Source organism: Lactiplantibacillus nangangensis (genome assembly GCF_005405065.1).
GTDB classification, from domain to species: domain Bacteria; phylum Bacillota; class Bacilli; order Lactobacillales; family Lactobacillaceae; genus Lactiplantibacillus; species Lactiplantibacillus nangangensis.
In genome coordinates, this window is sequence record NZ_BJDI01000001.1 from 277,563 (window position 1) to 298,193 (window position 20,631).

The 20,631-nt window shown below is 40.9% G+C and carries 16 protein-coding genes, 1 tRNA gene and 1 CRISPR repeat array; of the genes, 15 read left to right on the forward strand and 2 right to left on the reverse strand.

Annotated features, from left to right (window positions below):
- Positions 1 to 79: 79 nt before the first annotated feature.
- Genes FFM70_RS01255 through FFM70_RS01265 form a run of 3 tightly spaced genes read left to right on the forward strand, consistent with a single transcriptional unit; the run spans position 80 to position 1,486 of the window.
- A complete protein-coding gene (locus FFM70_RS01255) occupies positions 80 to 439 on the forward strand; it encodes a hypothetical protein (protein ID WP_171002270.1) in 360 nt (119 codons plus the stop codon).
- Between the two features lie 58 nt (positions 440 to 497).
- Positions 498 to 965, forward strand: a complete 468-nt coding sequence (locus FFM70_RS01260; protein ID WP_137615046.1) for a Panacea domain-containing protein — start codon at positions 498 to 500, stop codon at positions 963 to 965.
- Positions 966 to 967: 2 nt separating this feature from the next.
- Positions 968 to 1,486 carry a hypothetical protein gene (locus tag FFM70_RS01265; protein WP_137615047.1) on the forward strand — a complete coding sequence of 173 codons (519 nt, stop codon included), beginning with the start codon at positions 968 to 970 and terminating at the stop codon, positions 1,484 to 1,486.
- Positions 1,487 to 1,751: 265 nt separating this feature from the next.
- On the opposite strand, the gene FFM70_RS01270 is transcribed toward FFM70_RS01265, so the two are convergent.
- Positions 1,752 to 1,824 (reverse strand) — tRNA-Lys (locus FFM70_RS01270).
- A 320-nt stretch (positions 1,825 to 2,144) separates the two neighbouring features.
- On the opposite strand from FFM70_RS01270, the gene yycF reads away from it, so the two are divergent.
- From yycF to FFM70_RS14105, 10 genes are all read left to right on the forward strand, one after another.
- On the forward strand, positions 2,145 to 2,852 hold the full coding sequence (yycF, locus tag FFM70_RS01275) for a response regulator YycF (protein WP_137606834.1): 708 nt from the start codon (positions 2,145 to 2,147) through the stop codon (positions 2,850 to 2,852).
- 13 nt (positions 2,853 to 2,865) lie between these two features.
- Positions 2,866 to 4,740 (forward strand): cell wall metabolism sensor histidine kinase WalK, encoded by a 1,875-nt coding sequence (gene walK, locus FFM70_RS01280; RefSeq protein ID WP_137615048.1) that lies wholly within the window; start codon positions 2,866 to 2,868, stop codon positions 4,738 to 4,740.
- Positions 4,721 to 6,046 carry a YycH family regulatory protein gene (locus FFM70_RS01285; protein ID WP_137615049.1) on the forward strand — a complete coding sequence of 442 codons (1,326 nt, stop codon included), beginning with the start codon at positions 4,721 to 4,723 and terminating at the stop codon, positions 6,044 to 6,046. Before walK ends, FFM70_RS01285 begins: the two co-directional genes overlap by 20 nt.
- 13 nt (positions 6,047 to 6,059) lie before the next feature.
- Positions 6,060 to 6,926 (forward strand): two-component system regulatory protein YycI, encoded by an 867-nt coding sequence (locus tag FFM70_RS01290; RefSeq protein ID WP_137615050.1) that lies wholly within the window; start codon positions 6,060 to 6,062, stop codon positions 6,924 to 6,926.
- A 162-nt stretch (positions 6,927 to 7,088) separates the two neighbouring features.
- The gene (locus tag FFM70_RS01295; RefSeq protein ID WP_137615051.1) at positions 7,089 to 7,904 is read left to right on the forward strand and encodes an MBL fold metallo-hydrolase; all 816 of its coding nucleotides are present in this window, start codon (positions 7,089 to 7,091) and stop codon (positions 7,902 to 7,904) included.
- A gap of 113 nt (positions 7,905 to 8,017) precedes the next feature.
- Positions 8,018 to 9,280 (forward strand): S1C family serine protease, encoded by a 1,263-nt coding sequence (locus tag FFM70_RS01300; RefSeq protein ID WP_137615052.1) that lies wholly within the window; start codon positions 8,018 to 8,020, stop codon positions 9,278 to 9,280.
- A 545-nt stretch (positions 9,281 to 9,825) separates the two neighbouring features.
- Positions 9,826 to 10,305 carry a 23S rRNA (pseudouridine(1915)-N(3))-methyltransferase RlmH gene (gene rlmH / locus FFM70_RS01305; RefSeq protein ID WP_137615053.1) on the forward strand — a complete coding sequence of 160 codons (480 nt, stop codon included), beginning with the start codon at positions 9,826 to 9,828 and terminating at the stop codon, positions 10,303 to 10,305.
- 815 nt (positions 10,306 to 11,120) lie between these two features.
- Complete coding sequence (locus FFM70_RS14140) at positions 11,121 to 12,200, forward strand: hypothetical protein (protein ID WP_263390592.1); 1,080 nt, start codon at positions 11,121 to 11,123, stop codon at positions 12,198 to 12,200.
- A gap of 178 nt (positions 12,201 to 12,378) precedes the next feature.
- Positions 12,379 to 13,203 carry a DUF2971 domain-containing protein gene (locus FFM70_RS01315; protein WP_137615054.1) on the forward strand — a complete coding sequence of 275 codons (825 nt, stop codon included), beginning with the start codon at positions 12,379 to 12,381 and terminating at the stop codon, positions 13,201 to 13,203.
- Positions 13,204 to 13,739: 536 nt separating this feature from the next.
- A complete protein-coding gene (locus FFM70_RS14105; RefSeq protein ID WP_137615055.1) occupies positions 13,740 to 13,895 on the forward strand; it encodes a plasmid pRiA4b ORF-3 family protein in 156 nt (51 codons plus the stop codon).
- A 387-nt stretch (positions 13,896 to 14,282) separates the two neighbouring features.
- Here the strand turns inward: FFM70_RS14105 and FFM70_RS14110 are convergent, their stop codons facing one another.
- Positions 14,283 to 14,471, reverse strand: a complete 189-nt coding sequence (locus tag FFM70_RS14110; protein WP_137615056.1) for a GNAT family N-acetyltransferase — start codon at positions 14,469 to 14,471, stop codon at positions 14,283 to 14,285.
- A 428-nt stretch (positions 14,472 to 14,899) separates the two neighbouring features.
- Positions 14,900 to 15,661: direct repeats of the CRISPR family, unit length 29 nt; unit sequence GTATTCCCCACATACGTAGGGATGATCCT.
- 514 nt (positions 15,662 to 16,175) lie between these two features.
- Here FFM70_RS14110 and cas3 point away from each other — a divergent pair.
- Together cas3 and FFM70_RS01335 are read left to right on the forward strand one after the other, a co-directional pair.
- Positions 16,176 to 18,941, forward strand: a complete 2,766-nt coding sequence (gene cas3, locus FFM70_RS01330) for a CRISPR-associated helicase Cas3' (protein ID WP_137615057.1) — start codon at positions 16,176 to 16,178, stop codon at positions 18,939 to 18,941.
- On the forward strand, positions 18,931 to 20,631 hold the full coding sequence (locus FFM70_RS01335; RefSeq protein WP_137615058.1) for a type I-E CRISPR-associated protein Cse1/CasA: 1,701 nt from the start codon (positions 18,931 to 18,933) through the stop codon (positions 20,629 to 20,631). Before cas3 ends, FFM70_RS01335 begins: the two co-directional genes overlap by 11 nt.

Consider the following 20,631-nt stretch of genomic DNA (forward strand, 5'->3'; position numbering starts at 1 on the left):
TGTGTTGATATTAGTCGGAACGGGGTGTAATAGCCCCGTTTTTTAATACATATATCTGGAACCAGAAAGTGTGATTCCAATGCGCCAAGATGTTAAGAAAATTCGTAATTTATTAAAGCAATATGCCAAACTAAAACGTGATTTGACGGCTTTTAATCAAGTTTCTAGCCCCTCATTCGATGGAGTATCAAGCCATAGCAGCCGAAACGGTGCTGAAATCCGTCTGATAAACCATGTTGACCTGTCTTACCAGCTAAAAGAGGTCGAAGACGCCCTCAATGCAATTGATGATCCACAATATCAATTTATCTTACATGATTACATTATTGAGAAACGTTTCAGCCGGAATGAAGCCTGTGAACAATTATCGGTTAGCGTTAGCAAGTTTAACTATTTAAAGAACCAGGCGCTAGAAGTGTTCAAAAAGATTTATTCATAATGTTCCAAGTATGTTAGAATTCTTGTTGTAAGGAAGGTTTCCACAAGGAGGAATTCACATGTCAAAGGAGTATACCGCTGATACAATAGCGAAGTGGTTTTTAACAAGATCAAGTATGTCACCAAAGAAACTACAAAAAATGATATATTACGCTTACTCTTGGGTATTAACATTAATGAACGATAATTCTAGTGATTTAAAAAACAAACTTTTTGACGATGAATTTGAAGCTTGGGTTCATGGGCCGGTTATACCTTCTATTTATGCAAAATATGCAGACTATGGTTACCATGATATTGAAAAATATGTGGGGGAAGAATCTCCCAAAGTATCTGCTGATATAGAAGATATCTTGAATCAAGTTAATGATGTCTATGGTGGATATACTGCTGATGAATTGGAGAGTATGACACATCAAGAGACACCATGGAAAAATGCAAGGAATGGCTATAGTCCAATAGAGTTATGCCAGGAAGAAATTAGTGATCGTGATATCTATGATTGCTATATTAAAAGAGTTGCATAATCATGGGAGTTTCAAATTCAACTAATCCTAAAAAGAATGTAAAAGCTGATTATAACTTTAAAAAAAGAACTAACGAGGTAAGCATTGAGTTAAATTCATATAAAAATTGGACTCACAGCTTAAGGGTCGGCGAATTTACTAACGAGTATCACGATAAAAGTGAAGTTGGGAAAGTTTATTACCAGTTAGTTGATAGGTTATTGCCCTTTGTAAAGGAAAAGGGTTCAGATATAAAACAGGAAAAACATTGTCATCTTCTGAGTGGAGACAAAAGAGAGCTAGCGACAAAAATAATAAATAAACTTCACAACAACTTGGATTTAGATGACGGAACTGAAATTTGGCAACTTTCCTGTGGCCAAGGTGTAAGGCTACTAGCAGTTATTACATTTACCGATGATAGTGAAAATGTATATCCTCTTTTTTTAGACCCACATCATCTTATATACCCTGACGAGGCTCATAATCAGAAGGATTATAGTAAAAAAGTTTGTAAATTTAATCCCAGCAAATCTTATTGACATTGCTAACCAACTCAGTTATGAGCTGGTTATTTTTTTGCATTAAAAAAACTGCTAACCAAAGTTGGCTAACAGTCACTGCCCCGCGCAAGTATTAAGTCACTGGAAACAGTGGCTTTTTTTGTTATATTTCTGGCTTACTAATTGGCTTACTTTTATTGAAAAAAGATGACAACTGATGATAACGGTGCTTGCATTTAAAATACAAAAAAACCAGTAATCACGGTGTTTTGACACTGCATGAAAACTGGTTAATGGTTTATGATGGGCAGTCAGGGGATCGAACCCTGGACCCACGGATTAAGAGTCCGTTGCTCTGCCAGCTGAGCTAACTGCCCATAACTCAACAAAAAATATAATATCATGAAACGACGACGCTGACAATACTATTTTGCGTTTTTTTTCAAAAAAAGTGAACTTTTCTGTAAAATTAGACTTTCTTAGTACCATAAAAAGGGTCGTCGGGTTGCCGTCAAATCGCGGTATCATGAGGTTGGCAATCAAAGAAAGCCATGGTTATTTGTGATATACTAAAAATAGTGCTGAAAAGAACTTTCAGCCGTCCAGACGCAGGCATGGTGTCCAGCACCCCTGCATTAATCGAAGCTTTACAAAAAATAGACTTGAACCTGTTTTCCCCTAAGGAGGAAGAACCGTTATGAAAAAAATCTTAGTTGTTGATGATGAGAAACCAATCTCGGATATTATGAAGTTTAATTTGACCAAAGAAGGTTATGAAGTCCACGTCGCTGCTGATGGCGAAGAAGCGTTACAAAAAGTGGAAGAAGTTCACCCTGATTTGATCTTGCTTGATTTAATGTTACCAAAAATGGATGGCCTCGAAGTGGCGCGTCAAGTTCGGAAAAATTATGACATGCCAATTATCATGGTCACGGCCAAAGATTCTGAGTTGGATAAAGTCTTGGGCTTGGAACTGGGGGCGGATGACTATGTCACGAAGCCATTCTCAAATCGAGAATTAGTGGCCCGGGTCAAAGCTAACTTGCGGCGTCAAGGCACGCCAGCAGCGCAACCAGCCGAAGAAGAAACCAATTCTGACATTGAAATTGGTGACCTAGTAATTCACCCCGACGCTTATATGGTTTCAAAGCGGGGAGACAATATTGAATTGACCCACCGTGAGTTCGAATTACTCCATTACTTGGCCCAACATATCGGTCAAGTCATGACCCGTGAACATTTGTTACAAACGGTTTGGGGCTATGACTACTTTGGTGATGTCCGGACAGTCGATGTGACAGTGCGGCGGTTACGTGAAAAGGTCGAAGATAATCCTAGTCATCCCAAGTGGCTCGTCACACGCCGGGGTGTTGGCTATTATCTTCGCAATCCTGAAAATGAGTAGAGGTCGTTAAACCGTGTTGAAACTTAAGCGGAAGAATTTTTTTAAGACGATTAATTTTAAAATTGCGCTCGTATTCGCGTTATTACTCGTAATTACGCTAGAAATTGTTGGCGCAATTTTTGTGCGTCAATTGGAAACGAAAAACTTGCAACAGTTTAAGACGCAAGTTCAGATTCCGACGTACATCGATAACTCGTTAGCTGAACAACTGTCAACTAATAATACAGCGAAGGCTAATTCGCAAATTAAAACAATTCTGTCGGATTATAATAACTCTAATATTGATGAGATTCGGATCATAGATAGTAAAGGGACGATCCGAGGCACGAATGATGTGAATGACCAATCGATTGTCGGTCAAAAGACGACCGATCGTAATGTCAAAAATGCCATCTACAATAATCGTTCCTATACTAAAAATACGTATGATACGCAAAACAATGGGCGGTACTATATTTCAATTGTGCCGTTGTACAGCTCTAACTCAACGGGCAATAACAGCCAGTTGGTCGGGGTCTTGTACGTTCGAGCTAATATGAAGTCCGTTTATAATACGATCAACTCAATTATGAGTATCTTTGCGTTGGCTTCACTAGTGGCGATGGCGCTAGGTCTAGGGATTGCCATCATTATTGCCCGGGCAATTACGCGGCCGATTGAAGAAATGAAGCGGCAGACGCAACGGATTGCTCGTGGCGACTATGCGGGTCAAGTCCGTGTCTATAGTGATGATGAATTGGGTCAATTGGCCGGCGCGATTAATAACTTGTCGATTCGGGTCGAAGAGTCGCAGGAATCCACTGAAGCAGAACGGCGACGGTTGGATAGTGTCCTGGCTCATATGAGTGATGGGGTCATTGCGACTGATCGGCGTGGAAATATTACGATTATCAATGAAACGGCTTCGGATTTTGTCGATGTGACCGCTGAAAAAGCAATCGGTAATTCCATCTTAGATATGCTCAAGATTCGCGATGACTATTCGTTACGTGACCTGATTGAAAATCAAGATGAATTAACACTTGATTTCTCATCGAATGAACGTGACCTGATTTTGAATGCCTATTTCTCGCTAATTCAACGAGAATCTGGGTTTATCAGTGGCTTGGTCTGTGTGTTACATGATGTGACGGAACAGCAGAAGATCGATAACGACCGAAAACAATTCGTTTCAAACGTGTCACATGAATTGCGGACACCATTGACCAGTTTACGGAGCTACATCGAAGCGTTGAGTGATGGCGCGTGGAAAGATCCAGAAGTGGCCCCAGGTTTCTTAAAAGTGACGCAAGAAGAAACTGATCGGATGATTCGGATGATCAATGAGTTACTCAGCTTGTCACGGATGGATTCTGGGACGACCCGAGTTGATATGGAATTGGTCAATATCAATGAAATGTTCAATTATGTTTTAAATCGCTTTGATATGATCTTGAAAAAAGATGATAATCCGGCGAAATATTACACGATCAAACGGGAATTTACGAAACGGGATCTTTGGGTTGAAATTGATACCGATAAATTTACCCAAGTCCTGGATAACATTATGAACAACGCCATCAAGTATTCACCAGATGGTGGGGTCGTCACTTGTCGGTTACTAGAGACTCATAATCAGGTCATTATTAGTATTAGTGACCAAGGTTTGGGAATCCCACGGGCTGACTTGACCCACGTCTTTGACCGGTTTTTCCGGGTTGATAAGGCGCGGTCACGGGCCCAAGGTGGGACTGGGTTAGGCTTGGCAATTTCTAAGGAAGTTGTTCAAATGCTTGGCGGCCGGATTTGGGTCGACAGTGTTGAAGGCAAAGGCTCAACGTTCTATATTTCGTTGCCATATGAACCTTATGAAGAGGAGGATCTTTGGGATGACGACTCGCAAGCTTAGACGCCTCATTTTACCCATTACCTTAACCTTATTGATACTCCTTAGCGTGGGCTTGTCCGCGTATATTTGGACGAATCCGTCACGCTATGAACGTGAAAATAAAGTTAGTACCGCCTCTTCCAACTCCACGTTAGCCACGCGGACACTCGACGATATTTATTTACCAACGCAGCTGGTCCATACGGATTCTGCCGGTAAACAAACGTTGTTGATCAATAAAAATGTCAGTTTAGTCAGTCAATTCAAGGAACAGCTTAGCAAGTGGCAAGCGACCGGCATCGTCAAAGTCCGGGTCACGTCTGCCCAAAGCTATGCGGCGCTGTTGAATGGGGCCGATTCGTACGTGTTGAATTTTCCCGACAGTGTCACGGTCGCGTTATTCAATACGATTTTCAATCAAAATTTGAAGAATTATCGTTCCTCTGAATTCAGTCGCATTGTTATTCCGGTCAATGATACGGATCACTTATACTTGTTAAATGATAGTAAACATCAGATTTATAGCGTGAAATTGAAAAAGAAATCGTTAAAATCGATGCGGAAATTTTTGCAAGCCAATAAAGTGACGGCAATTGCGGTCAAGATGAGTTACGAAGGCAATAATACGTATCTCGACTATACGCAACCGGTCACGATGCAGCATTATAGCTATTTAATGAACGAACAATCGGCCAGCGAACTCGCGAACCGTTTGTTGGATGCAGATGGGAATTCGTCCGTTTCCGTGCGCACGCATAATGGTGAACAGATCTACACGACGGGGTCGTTTAAACGGATGACCGTCAACAATAAACTTGGGACGGTCTATTTCGAAGACTACAGTGATTCGGGCGATACGCGGCAGATTTCCTTTACCACGCAATTGCAGAAGAGTTATAGCCACCTCGTGAGTCTTGGCGTGCCGATGGATAATATTCGTTATTATGGTTACGATACGACGAGCAGTAGTGTTATTTACCGAAGTTACGTCGAAGGTTTCCCAATTTTCAATCAAACGGAAAACGGGGATGTCCGGATTCAGATGACGTCGAATGGGCTAGATCGGTATTACTTCTCACTCGATAGTTTACAAGTGCCGGTGCCAACCACGGGCAAACAGACTGCGGTGACGCTACCAAGTTCAACGAGTGTGTTGAAACAACTCGTCGCAGCTGGTTATAAAAATAATAAGATTGGTAGCATTGAATTAGGCTATCAATGGTCGCAAAATAAGTCGTCCAAACTCGTGATCGACTTAACGCCGACGTATTACGTCTACTATAATGGGGCCTGGCGGACGTATACGTCGATGCTGAGCGGATCGTAAGGGGGCGCACGCAATGAATTTTCGAAGAATTGAATGGATTTTCGTCATGGCGTTCGTCGTGCTCGATATTTTCCTGATTTACATGTTCGTTCAAACGAGCTCAGACGATTCGAGTACCAAATCGTCGAGTGATACGGCGACGACCGTCATTCGTGAAATGCGCGATGATAATATTAGTTTTAGTGATCCGAGCAGCAAAGAGGGCACGGGTTACTATATTGCTGGAAATAATGACAGTGGCTTAAAACAACATTTAGGTCAGTTAACTGAACAGACGGCGCGGCTCGTCACTAGCAGTAAATTGACGAGTACTTTGCACACGACGATGGCCGTGGATAAGGATAAACCGCAAGTGGATCTCGATGCGTTCGTGAAACAAAGTGTGAACGTGATTCATGGCGATCAGTATGTTTATTCAGCCGCATTGTCGTCGGCCGGTGATTATGTGTACATCCAGAAAGTGGCGGATGGTGAAATTTTAACCGCGACTGGTCAGTTACATTTAATCGTGAATAAGAATCAACAATTGGTCAGCTACACGCAGTCTTACGTGAGTGATGTGAAGACCTTGCGTGAAAAAGCGGTCACCATCAGCGAAAAGAAAGCGTTAGTGGCGCTCTACCAATATAACCAAGTGTCGAATAACTCACGGATCGTTTGGAGCAAGCTCGGTTATTCGCGGCTATTGAAATTGAAGGATAGCAGCGTTTATGTGCCGACTTGGATCTTTGCGGTGCGCAGTAAAAATAGTTCCAACTACAGCATTCATCGCATCAACGCCTTCACAGGGGCTGCGATGAAGAACGGTAGCACGGAAACGACCGCGGATGCCGCTAGTGTCGAGAGTAGCACCGTGGGGATGATTTGGCAGCAACAATAAGGCTTTGTTCGAAGACGTCTGGGATTTTGAGTTCCGGGCGTTTTTTTATTAGCCGAAACTAGGTTAGTTTGCTTGGGGGTCGCAGTCTTGCACTCTAGGCCTAAAAGCGTGTATCATAACAACGGTAGTAGCTGAATTTCAGAGATGGGAAGAACCTAAATAATGGTATTAAAATTAGCAACAGATCAAATGCAAGTTAGCGTGTTAGCTTCTGGGAGTACCGGAAACGTGACTTATATTGAAACACCTGAACATAAAGTGTTGGTCGATGCCGGATTGAGCGGTAAGAAAATCGCGAACCTGATGAGTTCGATTGGGCGCGACATTAATGAAGTGGACAGTTTGTTTGTGACCCATGAACATACTGACCATTGTCATTCAGCCGGTATTTTAGCGCGTAAGTATGGCTTGGACGTTTATGCGAACCAAGGGACTTGGGATGCAATGTCGAGTCGCATCGGCAACGTGCCAGCTGAATTAAAACACGTCTTTGATCCCGATACCACGTTAGGTTTAGGTGACTTGGATATTGAATCGTTCAGTGTGTCGCACGATGCCGCTGAACCGCAATTTTATGAATTGCACCACGCTGGTAAATCCTTCGTCATTATCACGGATACGGGTTACGTGTCTGAACACGTTGAAGGGGTCATTAGCAACGCGGATGGGTATTTATTTGAATGTAATCATGATTTGGAAATGCTGCGGATGGGCCGCTATCCATGGCCGCTAAAACAGCGAATCCTCAGTGATGAAGGTCATTTATCCAATGAGGATAGCGCAAATGCGTTGATGGACGTGATCGGTCAGCGGACGAAGCGGATTTATTTAGGCCATCGGAGTCAGGATAATAATATGAAGACGTTAGCCCATTTAACGGTCGCTTCAATGATGAAAGAACACGATTTTGGGGTTGAACATGATTTCCAACTCTATGATACTGATCCTGAAACAGCAACCAAATTAGTGACCCTTTAGAGACGATTTAACAGAGATTAAACTGTTCAGTCATAGAAAAATCACACTTTTTAGCTAAACTTAACTTAAAACTTAGTACTCAGTAGGGAGGGATCGCGTTTCGACGCGAAATTATGGCAAATAATTCATTAGTTAAAGTCGCTGTAACCGCGCTTGTTGCCGGTTTGTTAGGTGGCGGTGTGGCTTACGGTGGCATCAATTATCTTAGCAATAATAATGTCACGACATCTTCAACCAGTGTGCCAACAGGATCCAACAAATCAGGGTCAACGGGGACTACTAACGTGAAGGTCAATGTCAGTTCCCAAGCCACAAAAGTCTTTAAGGATAATAAAGCGGCGGTAGTCTCGGTCATCAACTTGCAAAAGCAAAGTACCACTAGTGGTTGGAGCGGTATTTTGGGTGGCGATGACGGCTCATCGGATGATAGTTCGAGCTCCAGTTCTTCTAGCAATAGTAAGCTCCAGGAATATAGCGAAGGTTCCGGCCTGATCTATAAGAAGAGTGGTAACGTGGCCTATATCGTCACGAATAACCACGTGGTCAGCGGGTCAAACGCGGTTCAAGTCATTATGAGTAATGGGACCAAGGTAGCTGCTAAGCTGGTTGGGACCGACTCGGTGACCGACTTAGCCGTCTTGAAGATCAATTCCGCTAAAGTGACGAAGACCGCTAGTTTCGGTAACTCTGATAATATCGAAGTTGGTGAAACGGCCTTGGCTATTGGCTCACCTTTAGGCTCAAACTACGCCACAACCTTAACGGAAGGGATCATTTCCGCGAAGAAACGGACGGTTGCGACGACAAACACCTCTGGTCAACAAACCGGTTATGCGACGGTTATCCAAACCGATACGGCGATTAACCCCGGAAACTCTGGTGGGCCGTTATTCAATTTAGCCGGCCAAGTTGTTGGGATCAACTCGATGAAGCTCTCGTCTGATAGTTCTGGGACTAGTGTTGAAGGGATGGGCTTTGCTATTCCAAGTAACGAAGTTGTTAAGATTATCAACGAGTTAGTTGCGAATGGTGAAGTTGTTCGGCCAGCGCTGGGTGTGGCGACGTATGATCTTGGTAATATCTCGTCTAGTGATCGTAAGTCAGTGTTGAAGCTGCCAACGAGCGTCTCTAAAGGGGTCGTTATCATGAAGACCTATAGTGGTTCACCAGCTAAGGCCGCTGGGTTATCGAAGTATGATGTAATCACTGAGCTAGGCGGTAAGAAGATTACGAGCTTAGCAACCTTGCGGACGGCGTTATATGATCACAAGGTCAATGATACGGTTACCGTGAAGTACTATCATAATGGATCGTTGAAGACGACAAATATGAAGCTAACGGAAACGACCAAAACGTTAAATAAACAAGCCAAGTAAAAATGAGGCTTTCATAAGAGTGTTAAGATGCAATCGCGTCTTAACGCTCTTTTTGTGTCAAAATTGGAAAACCCGAAGAAACGAGTTTCAAAACAGACTGTCAGGGGGATTTCACCGTTTTCTGGTTGCGAGAATCCGAACGAAGTCGCACGCGTCACGCTGAACCATTTTTTGCCAGTGAAGGCGATGGGGGATAAATGTGCATAACTTCGGGGATAACTTTTGTGGTAGGTTGTGGTAACTTATTAACAAGCGTCAGTCCGGCAATGCGGCTTGTTCAAAAGTTATCCACAGCGAGTGCTTTTGGCTGTGGACGAAATTTTTAAAATTTATTTTAATTACTGCCGATTGTTGATATAATGGGATTTGTAACCGGCGTCTACGAACAAATGTTGCTGTGGAAAACTGTGGATAAGTCCGGATGAACTTGACAAAAAGGGTCTAAATAAATGTTGTGGCAAACATACGTTCAACACAACATATAGAAAACGGAGTTATGCACCTGTGGATAACTTTGTTGATAACTTGTGCAAAGGTGGTAAATTATGAACATCAAAATTATCTGTGTCGGAAAATTAAAGGAAAAATACTTCAAACAGGGGATTGCGGAATATGCGAAACGGATGAGTAAATTTGCAAAATTCCAAATTGTGGAGGTTCCCGATGAAAAGGCCCCTGAGTCATTAAGTAACGCAGAGATGGCTAATGTGATGGCAAAAGAAGGTGAACGCATCCTAGACAAGATCAAGGATCGTGATTACGTGTATGCGTTGGCGATTTTGGGGAAAGAACGCTCAAGTGAAGAATTTGCGGCTGAAATCGATAAGTTAACGACCTATGGACACAGCGACATCGACTTTGTGATTGGTGGCTCGTTGGGATTAGCACCGGAAGTCTTGAAGCGCGCTGATACGCAGATTTCATTTGGCCGCTTTACGTTGCCTCATCAGTTGATGCGGTTGGTGCTGACGGAACAGGTTTATCGGGCGTTTATGATTAATATTGGGTCTCCGTATCACAAGTAATACAGATTTAACAAATTCAAGTGTGATAAAATAACTTAATTCCCCACGTTTGTGGGGGTGATCCAATAGTTTTAAGTAGTGTACGGCATACAGTGCTGTATCTCCCTACATATGTGGGGGTGATTTTTCGGTTAAATGTGTGTGTAATGCGATAAGAGTTCTTTTATTCATGAAAAATGGAAAGACTTATCTAAATTCTACCAATTTGAATTTAGATAAGTCTTTTTATTTCTAGTCGGTTTTTTTGACATGTACGGAAATACGCGAAATGTCTAGTTATCTAATAAAAAGTGCAAACTATTTTCTTGGTTGTCCAAGGCATTAAATGCACCAAGTACACGACGATTACTATAATTGCCAGAGTATTCAATAAAACACATAGGCACTACTAAAATTGAGTCTAAGTGTGACGGATGATTTTGGCTGGAAGATAGAATAATTTGAAATGTACATCATAATACTATGTTTATCCCCGTCCTGTGAGGGTATAGTATATTTCTTAAATTGAATAAGATTGTAGGTGATTTCACTCGATAAATGGCAATTATTAACCAAGTAATTGTGGCTATCAATTTAGTTTAAAAAGAATCTATTTGGTGCTTCTTTATAAAATTTCGACGACAGTATGTTGGTGAAGTCAAAAAGAGGTTTGTTGGGTTAGATGCATATCGTCAGTTGAATTTTACCATGTAAATTAATATCACATTCCGAGTAATGTACACTTCTAAATACTATGTTTTAAAATTTTTGTGGTATACTGGTACAGAACTGCTCATATAATCACTGAATACTTTATAAGGGGATGTTTCAAAGTATTGTTTAGTCAAATGTTGATCAAAAATATAATTACAGAAAAATTTGATGAATTATTAAAATATAGATTTATAGAGTATTTAAATCCTAGGGAATGGGCTATATTAACGTGGATTTTTATAATACTTTTCGCGATGATGTTTCATTCTAACTTACGTAGCAGTTTATTGGATATTCTAAAATCAATTAGAGGGTTGATAATACAACCAGTGTTCATTGTATTTTTTATATATCAGCTTATGTTGATGTTTGGTGCATGTTACTTTCATGTACAAGGAATTACTGTATCAGCAATGAAAGATTATCTGATACTATTCTTCTTTACAGTTGTACCGTTTTTAACAAAGGTAAAATTTAATATGTTTTGGAGAGCCTTAATTCAGAGCGTTGGTTTTGGTGCATTCGTTCAGTTCCTTTTATCTACCTATACGTTTTCGTATGTTTGGGAATTTATACTAGTTCCTGTAACAACTATTATAGCTATAGTTGGTATTCAAGCAGAACATGAGAATTCAGTGCAAGTTGCAAAGATTTTAAATAGCGTATTAGGTGTCATTGGTATATTTTTCATTGTACATGCGGGATATTGTCTTATTAGTGATATTAAAATAACTTTTCAGCCAATTTTTTGGGAAGGGTATGTAATCGAACCAGTTACGTGGTTGGCAAATATTCCCTTAGTAATTTTGGCAATACCAATGGTTCAGTTTGATGTTATTGATAATTTTCGGATTAAGAAGAAAAATATTTTTCGACTTCTAGGACATTCAATTAGTTTTATAGTTATAAGATTTTTTTATTTTGAGCTTGTGATATTGAATGTCCGACGTTATGTCTTACACACGCACTTCGGAGGACTTGTTCAAAGTAGAATCCAAATTAGTTTAAAACAAGGTGTTTCAGAACGTCAAGCAAAAATGGTGCAACATCTCTACCAATACATGTTAGCCCCGCGCACGGACTATCCTGAGAAAAAACGCATAATTCCAATTAGGATAGAATGCCGAGAGATAGATGAAAATGATTTTAAAATTCCTGTATATGAAATATCTAATTTATTGGACGAATATAAATTTAATTAAATGGGATAGATAGCAAAGATAGAACTTAGGCATGATACGGATTACTATATTCCAAATAAGTTGCACCACAAGTATATTGATAGATTGTCAGATTGAACCTTAATGGGTATGGGATTCCGTATTATAGGTGGTAAGAAATCGGTTACGTATAGTTATAAAAATATTGAAGGTGTTTTTTATGTCGTTGTATCACTATACAAGTGTTGATGTACTGGCGAGTATCTTAAAAAATAATGCAATTCGTTTCAGTTCTTTGAGTCGTATGGATGATCCTGATGAAGTCCAAACTGTAGATTTTGATAATATTGGACGATTTTTGTATGCTTCTTGTTGGACTAATATCAAAGATGAATCTATTCCCCAATGGAGTATGTATTCAAATGGAATGAAAGGGGTCAGAATTGAATTATCGGATGAACGTCCAAATTGTATTTTTCAAGTAGAAAAGAGACGTGATGATAATGGTAATTTGATGGAAGTGATGCCATTATTATTTGACTCCAAAGAGTATACAGTTAGTCCGCCATATATTCCGCAATTAATTAAGATGAAATATACTGATGATATGGAAAAATTATTTCCAAAAGTATATATTCGTACGGAAACTGCTACAGGGTATGAAGAAAGCATTATGCTAAATGATATAGGAAAATATAAGAGAAATGCCTGGTCATTTCAACACGAGGTTCGGTTTGTTTTCACTGCTGTACCATGGGAAAGAACAAAAGAGTTAATAAAGTTACAGGAAAATCTGCTGCATAACTTTAGTGGAGGATTAAATCCAGGCGATGCAGGATATGAATCAGACACCCCTATTAACAGATTAAGACTAATAGCTGATAAAAGTTTCATGGATGTTCCACTAAGCGATAATGTGACTTTCAAAATAGTTGCTGGTCCTAAGTGTAGTGATGGTCAGTTGGAACTTTTACAGCTCTTAAAAGAAAAGTACTCACGTATTGAAAGTGTCAAAATTAGTAAGTTAATGGGACACATTGTATAGATATACTGTAACAGACTGATTTCATACAATATGGAGAGCTTGATTTCGAGTGAATCAGAAAATAGTGCCGTGATTGATGGCTGTCCAATTAGCTATTATGACAATGTAGATATTCAAGAGGTTATCTTCGTTAGCGCTTTATACCAATGATAATGAAGTTGCGGTGTGGCGCAATCATTATATTAGCTTGTGTGATTCGTGAACGGAGCGTATTTTGCATTTGTAGTGATTTAATTGATGAACTGAACGTAGCAATGGTACGATTTTAGAATTAAAAAGTGTATGATCAAATTGCACGCAGATGATGTCAGAAGTTGCCGCAATAGAAGTTTTAATTAAGTTGAAGAGCGTTGAACCAGCAGTGTCACGTAAATTGATCATTTTTGTTACGATTAATTGCATGTTCTGACTCAATTCGCTTTTTCGTGGACAAATTTGCATTTGTATAACTTTGAATTGATGCATCATCGTGATTCAGAATATGTCACGTTTATAGATGATGTTATGGGCGGAGCAGGTTCTAGCAAGCCAAGCGTATGCCTATCTTGATTTACAAGAAGATAAGATACACTTATGATTTCGGTGACGGTTGGGAACATAAGATTACCTTTAAATATATGCTGACTTTTGCTGAGGTTAAAGCGGTTCAAGTTCCCAGTTTTTTCGTGGAGTCGGGGTGCCAATTGTACTAAAGGATGGCTAAGCTGCCGAATTTGCATTACCGTTTGATTGCCAAGATTTGAATGATCAATTAGCTCTGTGGTCCTATACGGGCGAATAACTAATTCGTTCAGACAATTTAGGGTTGATGTCGAAACTTGATTAGAATGAGGCTAAAAAGGTGAATGCGTGTTGTGTTAAGTCCGTCTTGACGAACTTTTTTTATCGAGTTACTTTCCGATTTCTATGATTCATTACATTTGATGAGTGGTATTAAATGTCGATTTATTCATCGTATAGATGGTCATCGTCTGAGGGGGGACCGACTAAGCTGCTTTTGGTGATAAACTTATCTAATCGGAAGTCATTACGTGCTAGGAGCTTTCGTGAAGGGGCATTAGTTGCGCCAGTATAGCAATTCAAGTGTTTCGGCGAAAGGTGTTAAAAGTAATTTTCTTTACTTGTGATAGTGCACCAGGCGTATATCCATGGCCTTGTGCGCTTGGATGAAGGCCATACGCTAGTTCGGCAGATATTTGGTTATCAATGAAATTCCAAATAGCGATATTACCGATGGGGTGGTCTTGTTTTCGGGAATAATGGCCCATGAAAAACTAGTGAGACTGTTGCCGACAATAATTTTTATAAGATGTTCTTGGGTATCCTGAATCGAAATTCAAGTAGCCTGCCTTCCGCGGTAGCGATTTTTAAGTCAGTTCGATAGTTATGATAAAAGGATAAATCCGATTATTTTGGTGTGCATAATAGGACTGTGGGGATAGCAGTCATCATGAGTTCCCTCTTTTTGAGTTATATTCTCCACTAAATTATGACTATGTCCAATGTGAGTGTTGGAATTAGAGGTTGGGTATTTTTATCGGTCCTGTACGGCAATTTTATGTGTTGTAAATTTGTTCATTGTTAAAGGCAAATTGCTGCTGTATGCTTGAAATGTGGTCTGAAGGTCAGGATGCAAGTTAATGTAATTTATTGATGTTGAAGATTGAAAATGCCGTTATATCAACGAATTTTTAGTGTATTCCCCACATACGTAGGGATGATCCTATTAGCCATTAGTTGGCCTCCTTTTGATTTTTGTATTCCCCACATACGTAGGGATGATCCTACTTCATCTCCAGCAAACACTTCACCAGTTAAGTATTCCCCACATACGTAGGGATGATCCTGATTTTTCCAGGATTGTCGCTTACTGGCAAACGTATTCCCCACATACGTAGGGATGATCCCTGCTGCAGCACATATCCCATCGGCTTATCATCGTATTCCCCACATACGTAGGGATGATCCCGAGCTTGAAGCTACCAAAGCCACAGGGCTCGAGTATTCCCCACATACGTAGGGATGATCCTCACACCAATTATTCCATCGAAATATGGTTATGGTATTCCCCACATACGTAGGGATGATCCTGATGAATCGATTAAGATGCTTGTTCTTGCATCGTATTCCCCACATACGTAGGGATGATCCTGTTACACCGACAACGGCAGCAACAACCGGAATGTATTCCCCACATACGTAGGGATGATCCTCATCACTACTAACTCCCTCATGCAGATTCTGAGTATTCCCCACATACGTAGGGATGATCCTGATGATTGGGTTATCAGTGCTGCATTTAAAGGGTATTCCCCACATACGTAGGGATGATCCCGAACATGTCAATAAGTTATACGCCATAGCAAAGGTATTCCCCACATACGTAGGGATGATCCTAGTAATCGTTTCCTGAAGCACTGAATCATCCAGTATTCCCCACATACGTAGGGATGATCCTCGCACGCCAATGGTGTCAAGAAAATTCGTTGGGTGTTCCCCACATATTGTGGGGGTGATTTTGATAAGAAATGGAATTGTGATAAATCAGATCAAAATTTTGAATTACTAAAGTTGTATGGTGAAGTTGATAAACCTTTTCAGGCCCATTTACATCATGTTTAAGATAATTTTAAAGAAGAATGTGCAGATGCTGCAATTTATTTACCTGGTATAGCAGAGATTGGTGATGCAGATTTGGGAGAGGTGATTAGTGAAAAAGATGACTTTGAATGTGTTACGAAGATATGCTAACGATGGGCAAACAGGCCTCGCAGAAAAATAATTAGTTTCTCACGAAATGTATGCGTTTTCAGCCGATTAGCATATTACCAGTGTTGCTCAAAAATCATCAGCTTTTTTCAGGAACTTTCGTATTTATATAGTAATGGTACATTTTCATATTGTTTGAAAATGATTGATTTAGCGAAACAAACATAGCAAACGGTTATATTGCGAAAGGTAGGGAAATACTTATGGACGTAAAATTATCTGAACAAGCATCTGTTTTATGGGCGAAGAAGCGATCTGAAGATGGTCGACAATATTGGTTACCATTGATTATGCATCTGACGGATGCACAAAAGACGATCAATTGGCTGTTTAACCAGTGGTTGTGTGACGGCCAGCGACAAATATTACAAGGGACTTTATCGGAAGAGGAGACGCAAAAACTAGTTAAATTCGTTGGCTTCATCCATGATATTGGAAAAGCAACGCCTGCTTTTCAAGCGAAACCATCATATGATCGGGATGACTCGTTAGATGAACAATTGAAATCACAATTAGCTCATGGCGGTTTTCTTGATTTTGATGAATTACGCTTAGCTTCAGCAAATAAGTCGCCGCATGCTCTCGCTGGCGAAGCCATTGTTGAGAATTTTGAAGTTCCAGAATCAATTGGGGCAATTATCGGTGGGCACCATGGTAAACCGGAATTTGAGAGTCCGTACGATCAGTTAGATGACTATACAGCGAATTACTTTCAAAGCGACAATAAACCAGCGCTCCAGGCACCGTGGAAACATGTCCAAAAGGAATTATTTAATTATGGACTGGTTACTTCGGGGTATCAGGTTGCTAGTGATGTACCTGAGATCAAGCAACCACAAGCCGTTATCTTAGAAGGACTACTTATCATGGCCGATTGGTTAGCGTCCAGTGAATACTTAACTCAGGATCAGAGTATTCCGTTATTTCCACTGATTGAACTTGATCAATCTTGGCAAAATATTAATATGACTGAGCGCTTTCGTCATGCGATGCAAGCCTGGGATTTAGGTGGAGAATGGGAGCCACAAAAGGTTAGTCTGGATGATCCTTATAAAGCGCGATGGGGATTTGACGAGCGTCCCGTGCAAGAAAAAATGACGCAAGCAATCGAAGCCACCACCAATCCAGGCATGGTGATTGTGGAAGCGCCAATGGGACTAGGTAAAACTGAAATTGCGCTGATTGCGGCCGAACAGCTAGCTTATAAAACTGGGCGGGATGGTATTTTTATGGGGCTACCAACTCAAGCAACGACCAATGCAATGTTTGATCGAGTTGAGGCTTGGGTGGACATTTTAGCTAAATCTCAAGACGAAAAATTTCAGATTAATCTGATGCATGGCAAGAAAATGTTTAATCAAAAATATTTAGCACTGCCAAATGCGGTAAATGTCTATGCTGATGAAGGACAATCTGGTTCAGTGATCCTAAATTCATGGTTTTCCGGTAAAAAATCAATTTTAACGAAGTTTACAGTAGGGACAATTGATAATTTTCTGTTAATGGGATTGAAGCAGAAACACCTCTTCTTACGGCACTTGGGCTTTGCTGGCAAGGTCGTCATCATTGATGAAGTCCATGCATATGATTGTTACATGGACTCGTACCTGTGCAAAGCAATCGAATGGTTAGGCACCTATCATGTGCCGATGGTTATCTTATCGGCGACTTTACCTAAGGATAAGCGAAATGTCTTATTGAAAGCCTATTTAAAAGGTAAGTACGGTAAATACTATGAGAAAAAATTAATCGCGCCAGCCGGTTGGGAAGAGACTGAGGCCTATCCATTACTCAGTATTTTAGATGGTCATCAGCTTAAGCAAGTTAAAGATTTCCCTGGTCTGAGTGACCAGCAGCCCCAGAAATTACAAGTCCAACGATTGAATGAACCTGACGATGAGTTAATCTCGGCAGTTGTCACAAAGATTAGTGATGGTGGTATTGCCGGGATTGTTGTTAACACGGTCAAGCGTGCGCAGACATTGGCGAAATTGGTTCCGTCTGACATCAAACTCATGGTGTTACACTCTGCGTTTTTGGCCACTGACCGGACTGTTCAGGAAACAGCATTACAGGCGGCAATCGGCAAAAATGGTGAACGTCCTGATAAAATGATAGTCATTGGGACGCAGGTTTTGGAACAATCGTTAGATATCGATTTTGATGTACTCTACACGGACATTGCACCGATGGATTTGATTCTACAACGAGCCGGCCGCTTGCACCGACATCAGATTGCGCGGCCGAAAGATCTACAACAGCCACAACTTTTCATTATGGGCATTCAAGCTCCAAATGATTATGGGCCTGGCAACAAAGCAGTTTACGGTAACTATTTACTGATGAAAACGGATCACTTTTTAGGCAATACAATTACGTTGCCGGATGATATTTCGCCACTAGTACAGCGAGTCTATGAGTCGAAAACGGACTCTGAAATTGACGGCATTGATGCGGTACGAGCTGAGTTTGATGATGAGATAACTAGGAAAACGAACAAAGCCACTGCCTTTCAAATTGATGATCCAAATCTTAGGATTGGCGAGACGATTCATGATTGGTTAGGGCGTAGTCTTGGCAATGTTGATAAGGATGAACAAAAGGCGAGTGCAGCAGTCCGTGATATTCAGGAAACGCTGGAAGTGATTCTTGTGCAACACACCGATGAGGGCAATTTCTTGCTCGACGGTCGTAACTTAACAGGCGTTCAACCACAAGAGATTGCACAACAACTGGTCAGAATTCCCTTTGTTGTGACACCAGGACCAGACAAAATTGAGCAAGCCATCAATGACTTGGAAAAATTGACTAGTCGCTATTTTGCTGGTTGGCAAAGTAACGTGTGGCTCAAAGGTGCGTTAGCTTTACCGTTAGATCAGGACTTTTCAACGAGTTTTGAAGGCTGGCGGTTAGCTTATTCATCGCGGTTGGGACTTAGTTATGTAAAGGAGGATGATTATGGACAATAAAAGTTTTAACTTGGTTACTGATCCATGGCTAAAAGTGATTGAAATACAGTCAAATCAGGAACGCACAGTTTCGCTGACGGAGTTATTTGAAAATAGTCAAAATTATCGACAGCTTGCCGGTGAAATGCATAGTCAGGACTTGGCGATTCTACGTTTGCTATTGGCCATTTTAACAACGGTCTATACGCGATTTGATACAAATGGCGAGCTTTATTCATGGCTAGAGAAGGGAATAAACGAGTTAACTGTTGATCAGGAAATGTATGACGATACTGGTCAACATGACTTGCTAGCGACTTGGAAAAGCTTACATCAAGCTGGTCATTTTTCTGAGATCGTTGTGCAATATTTGGAGCAGCATCAGAATCGGTTTGATTTCTTTGGTGAACAACCTTTTTATCAAGCGACAACTGAAGATTATGATGCTTTAGTGCCTGAAAATAAGCGAGTTGCGGCGGGTAAAGGCCAAGTATCGATTAAACAAATCAATCGACGGGTTTCCGAAAGTGCAAATACGCCAGCTATTTTCGCTCCGAAGTCGGGGGAAGCTAAGAACGAGATTCAGCTCGATGAACTTGTGCGCTGGGTCATTGCTTATCAAAACTTTACCGGTGTGACTGATAAAACCAAAGTTGTTACGACTGAGAAGTTTTCTAATCCGGCCGGGTGGCTTTATCGGCTTAATCCAGTTTTTGTCAAAGGAGAATCGTTATTCGAAACCCTGATGTTAAATCTGGTCTTAATTAATACTCGAAAAAGTGATGCTGAGTATGTGTTCCAGAAGCCAGTTTGGGAGTATCCAACGGTCCACGACTATGTTGAAATGCGGAAGAAACAGATTTTACCGGATAATTTAGCCGAATTATATACTGCTTGGTCACGGCTCTTGCATATTGAGTGGCGTGACAGTGGCCAACCTGCAATCTTCAGTGCGGGCATCCCAATGTTTGCAGCGGATAGTGCGTTGATTGAACCGATGACCACTTGGCGGCTAGATAAGAAAACCAATGAATATCGGCCAGCACTTAAAGGTCTACAATCAGTCGGAATTGCGATGTGGCGTAACTTTGGACAGTATGTCAAGGTTAAGCAAGCAGATGATATTCATGAGCCAGGAATGGTAATTTGGCTACGTAAACTTAAAAAAGAGCACTTGATTGCGCGGAATGCCCCATTGATTTTAAATTCGATTGCCTTGATTAGTGATGGCAATGCCACCTCACAATCACCAGCGGTTGAATTGATCGATGATATGCAATTGCAAGCAGATGTCCTATTTGATCCAGAAATTGCGGACTATTGGCCAACACGAATTGAGGGCGTCATTGAACAGACGCAAACGGTCGGTAAAGATTATTATCATTTTGCCAGTGACATTGCGACAATTCGCAACGTTGAAACACGGCCATTTGCGAGTGCCCTGAGTGCTAAGTTTTATGATCGTTTAAATGAACCTTTCAAGCAATGGTTGGCAGGCTTAACAGGTGAAGATGATCGAGACGAAAAGATCAATTTGTGGAAAGATCAACTTAAAGAAATTACGACTCAAGCAGTGGCGGACGTGATGCAGTCGCCTTCACCACGCGATATTAAGGGAATTTCAGGTGAAAAAGGACTGTTAAACATTTTTACGGCTAAAAACCGCTTAATGTTTAATTTACGGACGCATCTTGATCCAGAGAAAGGGTGA

Bases quoted from the DNA above. Each gene is read 5' to 3' on its own strand.
- FFM70_RS01285 (WP_137615049.1), top strand. From the start codon at position 4,721: ATGACGACTCGCAAGCTTAGACGCCTCATTTTACCCATTACCTTAACC.
- rlmH (WP_137615053.1), top strand. From the start codon at position 9,826: ATGAACATCAAAATTATCTGTGTCGGAAAATTAAAGGAAAAATACTTC.
- FFM70_RS01295 (WP_137615051.1), top strand. From the start codon at position 7,089: ATGGTATTAAAATTAGCAACAGATCAAATGCAAGTTAGCGTGTTAGCT.
- FFM70_RS14110 (WP_137615056.1), bottom strand. From the start codon at position 14,471: ATGGGCCATTATTCCCGAAAACAAGACCACCCCATCGGTAATATCGCT.
- FFM70_RS14105 (WP_137615055.1), top strand. From the start codon at position 13,740: ATGCCTATCTTGATTTACAAGAAGATAAGATACACTTATGATTTCGGT.
- yycF (WP_137606834.1), top strand. From the start codon at position 2,145: ATGAAAAAAATCTTAGTTGTTGATGATGAGAAACCAATCTCGGATATT.
- FFM70_RS01290 (WP_137615050.1), top strand. From the start codon at position 6,060: ATGAATTTTCGAAGAATTGAATGGATTTTCGTCATGGCGTTCGTCGTG.
- FFM70_RS01300 (WP_137615052.1), top strand. From the start codon at position 8,018: ATGGCAAATAATTCATTAGTTAAAGTCGCTGTAACCGCGCTTGTTGCC.
- FFM70_RS01265 (WP_137615047.1), top strand. From the start codon at position 968: ATGGGAGTTTCAAATTCAACTAATCCTAAAAAGAATGTAAAAGCTGAT.
- FFM70_RS01260 (WP_137615046.1), top strand. From the start codon at position 498: ATGTCAAAGGAGTATACCGCTGATACAATAGCGAAGTGGTTTTTAACA.
- FFM70_RS01315 (WP_137615054.1), top strand. From the start codon at position 12,379: ATGTCGTTGTATCACTATACAAGTGTTGATGTACTGGCGAGTATCTTA.
- FFM70_RS01335 (WP_137615058.1), top strand. From the start codon at position 18,931: ATGGACAATAAAAGTTTTAACTTGGTTACTGATCCATGGCTAAAAGTG.
- FFM70_RS01255 (WP_171002270.1), top strand. From the start codon at position 80: ATGCGCCAAGATGTTAAGAAAATTCGTAATTTATTAAAGCAATATGCC.
- cas3 (WP_137615057.1), top strand. From the start codon at position 16,176: ATGGACGTAAAATTATCTGAACAAGCATCTGTTTTATGGGCGAAGAAG.